The following is a 13,211-nucleotide window of genomic DNA, read 5'->3' on the forward strand; positions in this document are numbered from 1 at the left end:
GCGGTACCGCTAGAACCCGTGCGGCAGCCAGGGCGCGACCGTCGACCCGAACGCCAGCGACGCCTCCGCCAGCGCCCCCGCCCGCAGCTCCCGCACCCGGCCGGCCCCCGCGAGCGACACGAGGGACACCCCGCCGAGATACGCGGACCCCAACTCCCGTACGGACAGGGCGAGATCGGCCGGCTCCTCGGTGCGCTTGCAGGACGCGCCCTTCGCGTCGCCGGTGAGCCGCCAACGCCCCTCGTTCCAGGGGCAGAAGGCGTCCGCGACCTCGAACACGACGTCCACCGGCGCCTGGTAGGTACGCGCCTCCAGCGAGGCGCCGAGGTCCACCAGCCGTACGTGCAGCGAGTCCGCCTGCCGGATCGAGCACCGGCGGATGTCGGAGACGAGCTGCTGCCAGGCGTCGTCGACGGGACGGCTGCGCAGCGCCAGCTTCGACGTCAGGTCGATGCCGAAGAGGAACCGCCACAGCGCCGCGTACGACGCCGGGTCCAGCGCCTCCAGATCACGCAGCACGACCGTCCCCTTGGGGCCCTGGACGTCCCACTCGGGCTTGACGAAGTACCGCGTGTAGCCGACGACTTCACCCTCCCGCTCCGCCACCACGCACCGCAGCGGCGAGGACCCCTCCCGCTCGCTCTCCGGGTCCAGCAGCGGCAGGTTCTCCCACCCGGGCCGCCGGGCCGTCATCCCCGGCCGCCCGGCCACCAGCCGCGCGTACACCGCCTCGCACTCGTCCCGCGCGGCGGCGGGTTCGGCGTAGCGCAGGCGTACGTCGTCCGTGCCCGGCGGCACCGAGAGCCGCACCCGGGCGGTGTCGATCTCGGCGGTCGTCCGCATCGTCGCGGTGCCGTACCCGAACCGGCCGTAGATCACCGGCTCGGAGGCCGTCAGCACGGCGAACGGCTCGCCCCAGGACCGTACGTCGTCCAGCTGCCGGCGCATCATCGACGTCAGGATGCCGCGGCGCCGGTGCGTGGCGGCCACGCTGACCATCGTGACGCCGGCCGCGGGGACCGAGGCGCCGCCGGGCACGGTGATCCGGAAGCTGAAGGCGCCCGCCGTCCCCACGCACGCGTCCCCGTCCCAGACGCCGAGGGAGCGGTCGAACTCCGTGAGCCCCTCCCAGAGCTTGCGCTCCTCGGGCGACTCCGGGACGCCACCGAAGGCGTCGACGAGGTTGTCGTACCAGGTGTTCCACTCGTCCTGGCGCAGTACCCGCAGCTCGGTCCGCCCGGCCGGTGTGTTGCTCGCGTCTGTCCCCATGGACCATGCCTACCAGCGCATTGCGGGACGAGCCAGGGAATTTCCGCTCGGTGCCACCGCGAGGGCCTCCGGTGAAGTTCACTGTGAAGTTGAACCTCGCAGGGGGGACAAGTGGGACCTCCCGTGCCAAGCGGCTGGTCGGATGGATAGGGTCCCGAACTAATGGCAGCAGGACGAGAGCGGCGCGCGGAGGCCGACACGTTCACGGCCCGGTTGAAGAAGCTGGTTCACCGGGTCCGCACCGGCCTGCGCAGAAGTGCCGTCGACTACTTCCGCGGGGACGGCTCGGACTGGGTCGCGCTGGCCGGGCTGCTGATCACGATCCCGGTGATCGTGGCCATGACCCTCGCCAACGCGGTGTGGTTCTCGGCGGCCGCGCTGGTCCTGCCGATCGTCGCGGGCGGCCTGCTGCTGCGCCCCGCGAGCCTGCTCGGCCTGTACGCGGCGGCGGCCACCGGTCTGATCGTGGAGTCGGTGAAGCTCGGCCCGTACACCGAGGGCCCGGCGCGGGTGACCCCGGGCGTGGTGCTCGTGGTGGCCGCGTGCGGTTTCTTCGGGCTGCTGATCGCGCAGTTCCGCAGCCGGGTGGGCGTGCCCTGGCGGCGCGGCGGCACCATGCTCTTCGACCTGCGCGAGCGGATCCGGGTGCAGAGCAAGCTGCCCCAACTCCCGCAGGGCTGGCACCGGGAGATGGCGCTGCGCCCTGCGGGCGGCCAGTCGTTCTCCGGCGACTTCGTGGTCGCGGCCCGGACGAACGGTGGTCGGACCATGGAGGTGGTCCTCACGGACGTCTCCGGCAAGGGCATGGACGCGGGATCGCGCGCCCTGCTCCTGTCCGGCGCCTTCGGCGGCCTGCTCGGCTCGCTGCCCCCGCACGCGTTCCTGCCCGCCGCCAACGGCTATCTGCTCCGCCAGGACTGGGACGAGGGCTTCGCGACCTCGATCCACCTCGTCCTGGACCTCGACTCCGGCGACTACGAACTCTTCTCCGCGGGCCACCCGCCGGGCCTCCAGCTCAGCGCGGGCAGCGGCCGCTGGGAGGAGAAGGCGGCCGACGGCCCGCTGCTGGGTGTGTACGACGGCGCGCAGTTCGACCCCGTGAAGGGATCGCTGCGGCCCGGGGACGTGTTGATGCTGTTCACGGACGGGCTGGTGGAGACCTCCGAGCGGGACATCGTCGAGGGCATCGACCGCCTCACCGGCGAGGCCGACCGCTATGTCGCCGGCGGCTTCCACGGCGCCGCCTGGCACCTCATCGAGGCGGTCGCGAAGGACGTCAACGACGACCGGGCCCTGCTGCTGGTCTGCCGCGAGGGCCCGACGGCCCAGGCGGGGCGCTGACGCCGGCGACGGGCGAGGCGGTTCCCCCGGTTTTCGGTGAGCGTCCGGTGTATCGGTGAGTCCCCGGGTTTCGGTGAGTCCTCGGTTTTCGGTGAGGAAAGTTTGCCGACTTTGTGATGGTGAAGACCCCGGGTTGCCCGGGCGATTCGCGAGTTGATATTGATGAATCCGTATGCGACACGAGCGGCACACGCCGCGTGAGCCTGTACGGGGGAGCCGACATGAAGTTCGACATGGGTGCGCAGGCGCTGTCGACGCTGATGCGTGACTCGCGCGGATCGAGTCAGGATCTGGGCACGCTGATCCGGCAGTTGGTGCAGGCGGCGGAGCCCTTGGAGGGGAAGTTCAACGGCGGCGGCCGTGCGGCTTTCGACCAGTTCAAGGCGCGGGCCGACGGGATCACGAAGGAGCTGGACTCGTCCTTGGCGGCGATTCTGGGCGGCCAGTCCGGGATGGACAGCGCGTTCAGCACGGGTGACGACGAGCAGCGTGACAACGCCCGGCAGCACATGGGGTCGGCCAATTTCGACGCGGCGCGGTTCTCGGGCCGCTGAGGGTCCGGTTCGTTCCGGTTGCTCAGGGTGTTCCGTTTGTTCAGGGTGTTCAGGGTGTTTTCGGGGAGTGGTGTGTGATGGCGGGTGCGGGTACGGATCGTCGTTCCTACGACACGACGGCGTCGGGGGATGTGCAGGGGAATCTCGCGGGGGTGATCGCCCAGCTGGAGGCGGTGATCTCGGCGCGGGACAAGCAGGTGAAGAAGGCGATGTCGGACTTCACGGCCGACGGGGTGGCGGACGAGTACCACGGCAAGGAGCACCGCTGGAACCAGGCCTCGCAGGAGGTCCGGAACATCATCCAGCTGCTGAAGACGACGATGGAGAAGAACGACTCGACGGCGCACGCGACGTTGGCGAAGGCGAAGTCGGCGGTGGACAACATCGGCTGAACCGCGGCCGGTTGACGGTCCGTCGGTGGTTCACCGGGGCCGTAGCGCCTGTTTGTGGTTCTTGATGGTTCGTGACGGCCGGGTGCCGGGTTCACGGGGGTTGGTATGACGGGCTGGGACCTGCGTCCGCAGGGCATTCAGCATGTGCTGACGACGACGGGCACGACGGCGTCGCATCTGGAGACGTACGCGAAGGACTACGGCGCGCATCTGCAGTCGGCGGCGTCGAGCGCGGGCACGATCTCCGCCGACGGCGGATCGGGTGGCGCGTCGGGAGGCCAGGGCGGCAAGGACGGCGGGAAGGCGCAGGGCGGCCTGGTGGCGCTGGCACTGTCGCAGTACGCCGAGCACGCGATGAAGGACCTGCAGTTCATCGCCGCGCGGGCGGGCAAGTCGATGCAGGGCGCGGTGGACGCGACGACGGCGTATCTGAACGGCGACGACGCGATGGCCGCCGAGGTGCAGCGCAAGGCGTCCATGCCCGGGGTGACGATGCCGGGAGTGGATCAGCCGTGATCGATCCGCAGGAGATCCCCGAGTTCACCGGTGATCTGGAGCAGTTGGAGAAGGACTACGGCTCCCTGAAGAAGGACGCCGGGAACATCCGCTCCACTGGTGCGGACGTGCACTCGCAGTTCCAGGGGCTGTCGGCGTACTACCACGCTCCGGAGGCGGAGGCGCTGTTCGCGTCGACGAAGCCGGTGTCGGACCGCTCGGACACCTTCGCCACGGACCTGGAGACGGTCTCCTCGGCGCTGTCCGGGTACGCGACCGAGATCCGTCCGCTGGTGGCGAAGCTGAAGCAGCTGAAGACGGAGGCCACGGAGTTCGTCGCCTCGGTCAAGGGGGACGACGACTGGGAGTACGACGGGGACAAGGTCGACAAGCACAACCGGATCCGGGACGACATCACGGCGGCGGTGGCGGCGTTCTGGGCCGCCGAGCGGACGTGCCACAACGAGATCACGGCCTTGTGGCACGGCACGCAGATGATCGCCGGCGACGGTTCCGACAAGAAGAACCAGTACGGCTACAACGCGTCGGACCTGAAGGACGCGAAGCTGCCGTGGGGCGACCCGGTGGAGGAGAAGCACCACTGGTACGAGGTCGGGCACTGGGTGAAGTCGTTCGTGTGGGACGGCCTGATCGTGGACGGCGTCTGGGGCACCATCAAGGGTCTGGGGACGCTGGTCGGGTTCGGCGGCTGGGACGCGATGGGGCAGGCGTGGAAGGGCCTGGCGCAGTTGGCGACCGGGCTCACGCTGTCGATGATGCCGGGTGCCCAGCTCGCGTTCTGGGCGCTGCCGGACAAGGCCCTGCCGTCGTGGTTCCGTGAGTCGCGCAACACGATGAAGCAGACGGGGAAGGCGCTGCTGGCGTGGGACGAGTGGGGCAAGAACCCCGCGCGTGCGGCGGGCGCGGTCACCTTCAATGTCCTCACCACGGTCTTCACCGGCGGCGAGGGCGCGGCCGCGGCCGGCGCCGGCAAGGCGGGCGCGGTGGCCAAGGCGGTCTCCCTGGCCGGGAAGGCCGGCAAGATCATCGACCCGATGACGTACGTCATGAAGGGCGCCGGCGCGGGCCTGTCCAAGGTCGGCGACATCGCCAAGAACCTGAAGGGCGTCGGCAAGATCGACGTCCCGACCCTCCCCGACGGCTCCGTACACCTCCCCGACGGCCGGCTCCTGGAGCCGAACGGCAACCTCCTCGACCACACGGGCAACGTCGAGACGACCCCGATCCCGAAGGAAGCGGCTCCTGGACTTCCGGCCCACTGGACGGTCCCGGCGCCGGAAACGGCGGCTGTGGGTGTGTCGCATGCGGTGGGTAATGGGGCGCATGGGGCGCTTCCGCATGTGGGGAACGGGATTCACGGTGGCATTCCGAAGTCCGTGGGTGACGGTGTTCACGGCGGGATTCCGCACTCTGCGGGCAACGCGGTGCATGGTGGCGCCCCGCATGTTCCTGGGAACGGGATCCACGGCGGCATTCCGAAGTCCGTGGGGGACGGGATCCACGGTGGTATCCCGAAGCCCGTCGGTGACGGTGTCCATGGCGGGGTTCCGCACGTCCCGGGCAACGCCGTGCATGGCGGTGTCCCGCACGTCCCCGGCAGCGGCGTTCACGGAGGCGTCCCGCACGGCACGGGCGACGCGGTCTCGGCGGGCGGGCACGCCGGTACGACGCCTTCGGCTTGGTACCACGAGACCCCGACGGCCCCGGCGCACGAGGTGCCGCACACCACCCCGCACGACGCTCCGCCGGCCGGCCCGCACACGGGCGGGCATGACGCCCCGGGTACCGGGGGGCATCCGGACCACGGTGCAGGTCACGATGGTGCCGGTCACGGCGGGCATGACGGCGCCGGTCACGACGCCGGGCACGGCGGTGACCACGGCGGCCTCGATCACTCCGGCGTCGGTCACGACGCGGCGGACATCGCCGGGCACGACGGCGTGGACGCGGGTACGCCGGGTCACTCGGGCACGGAGGTGCCGGGGCATGGCGGGGTGGGGGAGCCGTTCGAGTACAAGCCGTACATGTCGGAGGACGACTTCGACAACCTGGCCACCGACGCGGAGAAGCACGCGGTCGCCATGGCGGAGCTGGAGCGCGGCACGAATCCCGCGCCCAGCCTCAGCGACGACGCGGGACAGGCGTACGGCGACACGTACTGGAACGACTACCTGGACAATCTCGACGATGGCCCGCGGAATGCGCTGCACACCTACAGCGACTACCACTACGCACAGATCAACAGCTATCTCCGGGGACTGACTCCCGACGTGTCTCCACACATCCGGAACACCATCGACGAGATGGACAACGTCATGGGTACACGACCCGTGCCCGAGGACGTCATGATCATCCGTGGCACCGGGGTCGACTATCTCGGGCTGAGGTCGCCGCTTGAGATGCAGGGCCGTACCTACCCAGACGGTGGGTACACATCCACTGCGCTTGGTGAGACGGTGCCGCCACCCTTCGACCTGAAGCCGGTGTACATGCACCTGCGGGTGCCGAAGGGCACGCCCGCCCTGTGGATCGACCACATCTCTGCAAACCCCGGAGAACGGGAAATGCTGCTCGCGAGCGGTACGGAGTACAAAGTGACGCGCGTTTTCTTGGACGAGACGGACGGCAAGTATCACGTGTATGGGGAAGTTCTGCCGAGGTCGTAGCCTCGTTGCGAACCAGGCAGGGGTAAAGGAATGTGGACTTCATGAGCAGCGAACGACCGATCAACCCGCGCTTCGCCGAGGACATGTGGTTCCAGGAGGCGCCCGGCGGTCCAGCGAGGTACCAGGACTGGACCGACAAGCCGGTGCGGTACTTCACGGTGGTCGACAAGCAGGGTGGCGCGGTCCTCGGGTATGTGTGGGCCTGTGACGAGGACGAAGCCGCGGCGTACGAGCCGCGGCAGGCCGCGGGGCCTCGGGCGGTGAACGAGGGCAGCTTCTGGATCCGTCGGCTGCGCAACGCCAAGGAACGAGGCCTTCGGCCGTCCCAGGCCCTCGCCGAGTTTTTGGCCGACCCTGCCCCGACCGGTAAGGGGCGGCCGTTGCCCGGCTCCCTCGCCGACGCCGCGAACGCCGCTGCTGTCGAGGCGCTTGCCAAGGGGGAGAAGTGAACTGCCGGTGAACCCGCGCTTCGACGATGACCTGCACTTCAACCTCGTGAAGCCGGGCCCGCCGAGGTACCGGACCCGGACCGAAAAGCCGGTGCGGTACTTCGAGGTGGCAGACAGAGAGAACGGTTTGGTTCTCGGATACGTGTGGGCCGGTGACGAGGACGACGCCGCCGCGTGGGAACCTCGGCAGGCCGCCGGACCCCGGGCGTTGATGGAGGGCCTCGGTTGGTTCAACCGTCTGGAGAAGGCCAAGGGAAGGGGTATCCGACCCGCCCAGGCCATCGAGGAGATGCTGGCCGAACCGGCGACAGGCAAATTCGGTCGGGCCCTGCCGGACTCCCTGACCGACGCCCCGAACGCCGCAGTGGTCAAAGCCCTTGCCAAGGGTGACTAGGAGTCATACGCCCCACCATGAGCAGCGAACGACCGGTCAACCCGCGCTTCGCAGAAGACCTCCAGCTGAAGCAGGTGGCAGGTCCGGCGATGTACGGCCGGAGCACCGATGGCCCGGTCGCGTACCTGAGCTTCGCCGACCGGACCGGTGCGGTCATCGGGTACCTGTGGGCGAACGACAAGGACGACGCGGCCGGCTGGCTGGTGCCGCCAGGGCTTTCGGCCGGCGCCGTCAACGCCGGCGCGAGGTGGCTGCGGGCCCTCCGCGCAGGCAAGGCCCGGGAGCTCGCCCCGACGGCCCTGCTCGCGGAACTGGCGCGGGGCACCAACGACAGCGAGCCGAGCCACGCCGTCCCCGGCTCGCTCACCGAGTCCCCGACGCTTGCCGCACTCAAGGAAATGGCCTCTGGTGACTGAACCCGCGCCGATCAACCGGCGCTTCGACGAGGACGTGCACTTCAACTCAGTGTCGCCGGGGCCGCCGAGGTACCGGACCCGGACCGAAAAGCCGGTGCGGTACTTCACGGTTGTCGACAAGGAGGATGGCGCGGTCCTCGGTTACCTCTGGGCCAACGACGAGGACGACGCCGCCGCGTGGGAACCGCGCGAGGCGGCCGGACCCCGGGCGTTCCGCGAGGGCGGCATCTGGCACGCAAGGCTGGAGGCCGCCAAGGGGCGGGGCATCCTGCCGTCCCAGGCCCTCAGGGAGCTGCTCGCCAATCCGGAAGGCAACAAGGGCCGGGCCCTGCCCGACTCCCTGACCAACGCCCCGAACGCCGCCGCGGTCGAGACCCTTGCCAAGGGTGACTAGGAGACATACGCACCACCATGAGCAGTGAACGACCGGTCAACCCGCGTTTCGCCGAGGACATGAGATTCGTGGAGGTGCCCGGCGGCCCGGCGCGGTACCAGGACAGGACCGACAAGCCGGTGCAGTACTTCACGGTGGTCGACAAGCAGAACGGTGCCGTCCTCGGATACGTGTGGGGCGGTGACGAGGACGACGCCGCCGCGTACGTACCGAGGCGGGCCGCCGGTCCCGTGGGGGCGAACGAGAGCATGTCCTGGATCAGCAGGCTGCGTGAAGCCAAGGCGCGGGGCATCCGCCCGTCCCAGGCTGTCGCCGAGTTCCTGGCCGGACCGGAGCCCGGTGGCAGGGGCCGCCCGCTGCCGGGTTCCCTCACCGACGCCCCGAACACCGCCGCGGTCAAGGCCGTCGCCCAGGAGGCCTGACCCCGCATGCAGCACCAGCACCCCGTCCAGTACGTCGCCGTCGAGACCCCCGACGGCGACGTCGTCGGATACGTCTGGGCCGACTACGCCGCAGGCACCCTGGAGTGGTCGCGCCGCGCCGCGACCGGTGTCGACGGGTATCGCCTCGGCGAGACATGGGCGGCCAAGGTGGCGGAGGCCCGCGAGCGAGGCATTCCGCTGGCCGGCGCGCTGACCCAACTCGCCCGCGACGCCGGCACCGGACCCCCGGTCGGCGTCCGCGGCCCCGAGGCCGTGGACGAACTCGCCCGCGCCGTCACCGAGGCCGACGACCGGCGCCTGCTGGCCCAGCTCGACCACGACGACGTCGAAGCCTGGCAGGAGCTGGCCGACGCCTACGCCGCCCTCACTGACGACGACCGTGCCGTCCGCTGGGGCGGTGGCGAGAAGAACGCGAACGGCGCGACCCAGTGGCCGTATCCGGTCTACAGCAAGCCGTTGTGGCGAGTCGTCAAGGCCCTGTGGGGCATCGGTGCCGTCACCCCGGAGTACCGCTGGAGCTCCGCTCCGCCTCCCGCGGTGCCGCCCCACGGACGGCTGCGTCCCGCGGACGCCGTACGCGCCGCGACCTTCCTCGCGGTCGGTGAACGCGTCAACGAGGGGTCGGTGGACGAAGCCGTCCAGAGTGGTCTCTTCGACGCCATGGTCGTCGCGCTCCTGGACCGGCACGCCGCGCATGCCGCGCACCCCGCCCTGTGAGCCGGATTCGACATCGGGAACCCCAGGTGTGCAGGTTCTGCGGAGGTTTCGGCGCCGTTCCCGGCAGCCCGGGCTCCCCGGGTACGCCGCCCGCTCGTCCATGTTTTATGTTGCACGGGCGAAGTCACGGGGACAGGGGGGATGCGCTATGCCGTACGACGGGTCGTCCGCTCCGGTCATGACGCTCGCCGAGGTCGAGTCCGTCGCCCGTGCCGCGCACGCCGCGCAGCGGGACAAGGCCGGCCGGCCCTACGCCGAACACCTGGAGGCCGTCGCCGAAGGCGTACGCGCCCGCGGTGGCGGTCGCGAACTCATCGCCGCCGCCTGGCTGCACGACGCGGTCGAGGACGGCGTGCTGAGCGAGGAGTGGCTGGCGGCGGCCAACCTCAGCCGGCGCACCAAGGACGTCGTACTGGCCCTGAGCAAACGGCCGGGCGAGGAGCCGCGGGCCTACGCGGAGCGGATCCTCGCCACCGAGGGCGCGCGGCTCGTCAAGGCGGCCGACCTCGCGCACAACGCCGACCCGCGCCGACTGGCCGTACTCGACGAGCCCACCGCACGGCGTCTGACCCGGAAGTACGCCGACATGCGGCAGTACCTCGGCCTCACCGCCGAAACCCCTGACAGCCCCGAAACCTTCACTACCCCCGACAACTGACGACCCCACAGAGAGCACAGGCACAGGACCAACTCAATGGCACGGGACTACGACAGCCAACTGCTGGAGTCGGTGGCGGTGCGCCGGCGCCGGATGCGCGACGCGCTGCTCTTCGGCGCGCAGCGCACCCGGCGCTCGGCCGACGAGCGGCTCGGGAAGGTGTTCGCGGGTATCGCCATCGCGGCCGTCCTGTGCGCCGGATGCGTCGGGTGGTCCTTCCTGCAGGCCACCCTGGCCAAGCAGAAGCAGCAACAGCAGCAGGAGCAGCAGCAGTACGGCGGCACCTCCGCACAGCCGTCCGCGGCGTCCTCGGCGCCCTCGGCCACAACTTCGCGATGAATGGGTTCCGGTAAGTGGTGAGTGCAGCAACGACGTCCCGGACGCAAACGGCGTCCCGGACACAACTGAGCCGGGTCACGCTGGTCGGTGAGCGCAGACGCGTCGACATCGTCCTGCCGTCGGACACCCCGATCGGGCAACTGCTGCCCGACATCCTGCAGTTGCTCGACGACCGGGCCGCCACGCGGCCCATGACCCGGCAACTGATCACCTCCGACGGCTCGGTGCTGCCGCACGAGGCCACGCTGTCCTCGTCCGAGGTGCCCGACGGCGCCGTGCTCCAGCTGGTGCGCGCCCACGCCGCGCCGCCCGCACCCGTCGTGCACGACGTCACCGACCAGGTCGCCGACGACCTCGATCTGCGGGCCTGGCGCTGGCGGCCCGCCGCGCGCCGGGCCAGTTCCGGGGTGGCCACCGTCGTGTTCGCCGTGGCCGCGGCCCTGCTGGCCCGGCGCGAGTTCGCGCTCGAGTCCGTCACCACCGCGCTCGCGGCCGTCACGGTCGTGTTCCTGGTCGCCGGCGCGCTCGTCTCGAAGATCGGCGACGGCAACCGCGGCCTCGCCACGGCGCTGCTGCTCGCCTCCGGAGGGCTCGGACTGCTCGCCGCCTGGACGGCCGCCGACGCCTACGGCTGGTCAGGACCGGCCCGGCTGGCCGGTGTCGTCGCCGCGCTGGTGCTCACTCTCGTGCTGCTCGCCTACTTCTCCCCGCTCGGCCGGGGCGCGCTCCTCGGGGCCGGCGCCACCGCCTTCATCACCCTGGTGTGGGAGGCCGTCGCCGCTGTACAGGACCGGCCGGACCGGCTCGGCGCGGTGATGGCCGTGTTCTCCGTCGTCCTGCTCGGCGTGCTGCCGCGGCTGGCGCTGATGGCCTCGGGGCTGACGGGACTCGACGACCGGCGCTCCGCGGGCGCGTCGGTCAGCCGCCACCAGGTCGCCAACGCGCTCGCCGCGACGCACCGCGGGCTCGCGCTGATCACCGTCGCCACCGTCGTCTCGGCCGCCGCCGGCGGCTGGCTGCTGACCGCGTCCGGGCAGCCGACCGTGTGGACGGTGGCCCTCACCGCGCTCACCGCCGTGGTGCTGCTGTCCCAGGCCCGCGCCTTCCCGCTGGTCGCCGAGGTGGTGGCGCTGTTCAGCGGCGCCGCGCTGCTCGTCGTACGGCTCGCGGTGGAGTGGGTGGACCACGCGGGCGGCGCCGGGGCACTGGTGCTGCTGTGCGTCGCCGGGGTGCTGCCGCTGCTGGTCCTCGCGGTCCAGCCGCCCGAGCACGTGCAGGTACGGCTGCGGCGGATCGGCGACCTGATCGAGTCCCTCGGCGTGATCGGGCTCTTCCCGCTCGCCGTCGGGGTGTTCGGCATCTATGGGCAACTGCTCAACAAGTTCTGAGGCCAGGGCAGGAGTGAAGGGCGACATGCCGAACGGGGACAACTGGCAGAGCGACGTGCTGCGCGATCTGAGAGGCGCTACGCCTCAGCGTCAGCAGCCTGTGCCGCCGCAGCAACAGCAACAACAGCCATCGCCGCAGCAACAACAACCGCTACCGCAGCAGGGGCCCGGCGCCCCGGCGTACGGCTACCCACAGCAGCAGGCGTACGCCGACCAGCCTCCTCACCACCAGCAGCGGGCGTACGCCGACCAGCCGCCTCCACAGCACCAGCACCAGCACCAGGCCCACACCTACCAGCCGCAGCCCCGCGCCCCGCACCGCGTCACCCCCGACTCCCGCCCCGTGCTCGACAAGCGGCTCGCCGACGCCGCGCTCAAGCCGCGCCGCGGTGAGGCGTTCGGGGTCCGCGCCCTGCGCGCCGTACGCCGTACCGTCTCCTCCTCGGCGGCCCGCGAGGTCGCCGACAGCGCGGCGACCGCCGAGGTGCTGCAGCAGGCGGTCACCACCGGGCGGCAGATCGCGGTGACGTCCATCCGCGGCGGCTCCGGCAAGACGACGGTCGCCGCGCTGCTGGGCGCCACCTACGCCCACTACCGCCAGGACCCGGTGCTCGTCGTCGAGGCCGACCCGGCGCTCGGCTCGCTGCCGCTGCGCCTCGGCGCGGAGTCCCTGCGCTGGACCACCGGTGACCTCGCCGGACTGGTGGAACCGCAGATGTCGCTGCTCGACGTCACCGGCTACCTGGTCCAACTCCCCGGCAACGCCTGGCTGTTGCCCGGCAGCCAGGGCCAGGTCGGCGCCATGCTCGACACCACGGGCTACGAGCGGGTCATGGTCTCGCTGCGCCGTTTCTTCGGGGTGACCGTCGTCGACTGCGAGACCCTGCCCGCCGAGGTCGCCCGTACCGCGCTGTCCGCCGCGCAGGCCCGGGTGCTCACCGTGCCCGCGACGCTGGAGGGCATCGCCAGCACCCGCGCCGTCCTGGAGTGGATGCGCAACCTGCCCCCGCACGTGCTGGCCTCCACCGTCGTCGTCGTCACCGAGACCGCACCGCACCTCGGCGTCGACCTCGCCAGGGCCACCCAGGAGCTGACCGAGGCCGGAGTCACCGTGACGGTCCTGCCCTACGACCGCCACCTCGCGTCCGGCGGCACCATCCGTACGGATCTCCTCGCCCGGGCCACCCGGCAGGCCGCCACCCGGCTGGCCGCCGACGTCTTCCAGCTCTCCCAGAAGCAGCGCTGACCGCCCGACAGGAAGGCACCGAGGAACCC

At 70.9% G+C, this 13,211-nt stretch carries 16 protein-coding genes; 15 read left to right on the forward strand and 1 reads right to left on the reverse strand.

The genetic code is table 11. The features are described 5' to 3' along the window. Positions 1-9: 9 nt before the first annotated feature. On the reverse strand, positions 10-1,269 hold the full coding sequence (locus OO69_RS40045; protein ID WP_033285872.1) for a GNAT family N-acetyltransferase: 1,260 nt from the start codon (positions 1,267-1,269) through the stop codon (positions 10-12). Positions 1,270-1,431: 162 nt separating this feature from the next. On the opposite strand from OO69_RS40045, the gene OO69_RS40050 reads away from it, so the two are divergent. The 15 genes from OO69_RS40050 (at position 1,432) to OO69_RS40120 (ending at position 13,182) form a co-directional block, all read left to right on the forward strand. After that, the gene (locus OO69_RS40050) at positions 1,432-2,610 is read left to right on the forward strand and encodes a PP2C family protein-serine/threonine phosphatase (protein WP_033285873.1); all 1,179 of its coding nucleotides are present in this window, start codon (positions 1,432-1,434) and stop codon (positions 2,608-2,610) included. Positions 2,611-2,831: 221 nt separating this feature from the next. Then, positions 2,832-3,164, forward strand: coding sequence for a hypothetical protein (locus tag OO69_RS40055; protein ID WP_033285981.1), 333 nt, complete (start codon positions 2,832-2,834; stop codon positions 3,162-3,164). A gap of 77 nt (positions 3,165-3,241) precedes the next feature. Further along, positions 3,242-3,556 (forward strand): pore-forming ESAT-6 family protein, encoded by a 315-nt coding sequence (locus OO69_RS40060; protein WP_033285874.1) that lies wholly within the window; start codon positions 3,242-3,244, stop codon positions 3,554-3,556. 105 nt (positions 3,557-3,661) lie between these two features. Then, positions 3,662-4,072, forward strand: coding sequence for a DUF6507 family protein (locus OO69_RS40065; protein ID WP_033285875.1), 411 nt, complete (start codon positions 3,662-3,664; stop codon positions 4,070-4,072). Continuing rightward, on the forward strand, positions 4,069-6,738 hold the full coding sequence (locus OO69_RS40070) for an ADP-ribosyltransferase (RefSeq protein WP_033285876.1): 2,670 nt from the start codon (positions 4,069-4,071) through the stop codon (positions 6,736-6,738). Before OO69_RS40065 ends, OO69_RS40070 begins: the two co-directional genes overlap by 4 nt. Before the next feature lie 41 nt (positions 6,739-6,779). Further along, positions 6,780-7,187 carry a hypothetical protein gene (locus tag OO69_RS40075; RefSeq protein ID WP_033285982.1) on the forward strand — a complete coding sequence of 136 codons (408 nt, stop codon included), beginning with the start codon at positions 6,780-6,782 and terminating at the stop codon, positions 7,185-7,187. A 7-nt stretch (positions 7,188-7,194) separates the two neighbouring features. Further along, the gene (locus OO69_RS40080) at positions 7,195-7,581 is read left to right on the forward strand and encodes a hypothetical protein (RefSeq protein ID WP_234444656.1); all 387 of its coding nucleotides are present in this window, start codon (positions 7,195-7,197) and stop codon (positions 7,579-7,581) included. A 17-nt stretch (positions 7,582-7,598) separates the two neighbouring features. Next, positions 7,599-7,997 carry a hypothetical protein gene (locus OO69_RS40085; RefSeq protein ID WP_033285877.1) on the forward strand — a complete coding sequence of 133 codons (399 nt, stop codon included), beginning with the start codon at positions 7,599-7,601 and terminating at the stop codon, positions 7,995-7,997. Further along, positions 7,990-8,391: a hypothetical protein gene (locus OO69_RS40090; protein WP_051801568.1), complete on the forward strand. Its 402-nt coding sequence runs from the start codon at positions 7,990-7,992 to the stop codon at positions 8,389-8,391. Before OO69_RS40085 ends, OO69_RS40090 begins: the two co-directional genes overlap by 8 nt. A gap of 17 nt (positions 8,392-8,408) precedes the next feature. Further along, positions 8,409-8,813 carry a hypothetical protein gene (locus OO69_RS40095; RefSeq protein ID WP_033285878.1) on the forward strand — a complete coding sequence of 135 codons (405 nt, stop codon included), beginning with the start codon at positions 8,409-8,411 and terminating at the stop codon, positions 8,811-8,813. A gap of 6 nt (positions 8,814-8,819) precedes the next feature. Further along, positions 8,820-9,551 carry a DUF6508 domain-containing protein gene (locus OO69_RS40100; protein WP_033285879.1) on the forward strand — a complete coding sequence of 244 codons (732 nt, stop codon included), beginning with the start codon at positions 8,820-8,822 and terminating at the stop codon, positions 9,549-9,551. A gap of 178 nt (positions 9,552-9,729) precedes the next feature. After that, positions 9,730-10,209, forward strand: a complete 480-nt coding sequence (locus tag OO69_RS40105) for an HD domain-containing protein (protein ID WP_234444657.1) — start codon at positions 9,730-9,732, stop codon at positions 10,207-10,209. A 36-nt stretch (positions 10,210-10,245) separates the two neighbouring features. Then, positions 10,246-10,548, forward strand: a complete 303-nt coding sequence (locus OO69_RS40110) for a hypothetical protein (RefSeq protein ID WP_051801570.1) — start codon at positions 10,246-10,248, stop codon at positions 10,546-10,548. 14 nt (positions 10,549-10,562) lie between these two features. After that, complete coding sequence (gene eccD / locus OO69_RS40115; protein ID WP_033285881.1) at positions 10,563-11,936, forward strand: type VII secretion integral membrane protein EccD; 1,374 nt, start codon at positions 10,563-10,565, stop codon at positions 11,934-11,936. 25 nt (positions 11,937-11,961) lie between these two features. Continuing rightward, positions 11,962-13,182 (forward strand): MinD/ParA family ATP-binding protein, encoded by a 1,221-nt coding sequence (locus OO69_RS40120; RefSeq protein WP_078652783.1) that lies wholly within the window; start codon positions 11,962-11,964, stop codon positions 13,180-13,182. Positions 13,183-13,211: the final 29 nt, after the last annotated feature.

Source organism: Streptomyces sp. NRRL F-525 (genome assembly GCF_000716605.1).
Lineage (GTDB): Bacteria > Actinomycetota > Actinomycetes > Streptomycetales > Streptomycetaceae > Streptomyces.

Coding starts and splice junctions, on each gene's coding strand:
- OO69_RS40045 (WP_033285872.1), bottom strand. CDS start 1,269: ATGGGGACAGACGCGAGCAACACACCGGCCGGGCGGACCGAGCTGCGG.
- OO69_RS40095 (WP_033285878.1), top strand. CDS start 8,409: ATGAGCAGTGAACGACCGGTCAACCCGCGTTTCGCCGAGGACATGAGA.
- OO69_RS40105 (WP_234444657.1), top strand. CDS start 9,730: ATGACGCTCGCCGAGGTCGAGTCCGTCGCCCGTGCCGCGCACGCCGCG.
- OO69_RS40060 (WP_033285874.1), top strand. CDS start 3,242: ATGGCGGGTGCGGGTACGGATCGTCGTTCCTACGACACGACGGCGTCG.
- OO69_RS40085 (WP_033285877.1), top strand. CDS start 7,599: ATGAGCAGCGAACGACCGGTCAACCCGCGCTTCGCAGAAGACCTCCAG.
- OO69_RS40100 (WP_033285879.1), top strand. CDS start 8,820: ATGCAGCACCAGCACCCCGTCCAGTACGTCGCCGTCGAGACCCCCGAC.
- OO69_RS40110 (WP_051801570.1), top strand. CDS start 10,246: ATGGCACGGGACTACGACAGCCAACTGCTGGAGTCGGTGGCGGTGCGC.
- OO69_RS40055 (WP_033285981.1), top strand. CDS start 2,832: ATGAAGTTCGACATGGGTGCGCAGGCGCTGTCGACGCTGATGCGTGAC.
- OO69_RS40050 (WP_033285873.1), top strand. CDS start 1,432: ATGGCAGCAGGACGAGAGCGGCGCGCGGAGGCCGACACGTTCACGGCC.
- OO69_RS40065 (WP_033285875.1), top strand. CDS start 3,662: ATGACGGGCTGGGACCTGCGTCCGCAGGGCATTCAGCATGTGCTGACG.
- OO69_RS40120 (WP_078652783.1), top strand. CDS start 11,962: ATGCCGAACGGGGACAACTGGCAGAGCGACGTGCTGCGCGATCTGAGA.
- OO69_RS40075 (WP_033285982.1), top strand. CDS start 6,780: ATGAGCAGCGAACGACCGATCAACCCGCGCTTCGCCGAGGACATGTGG.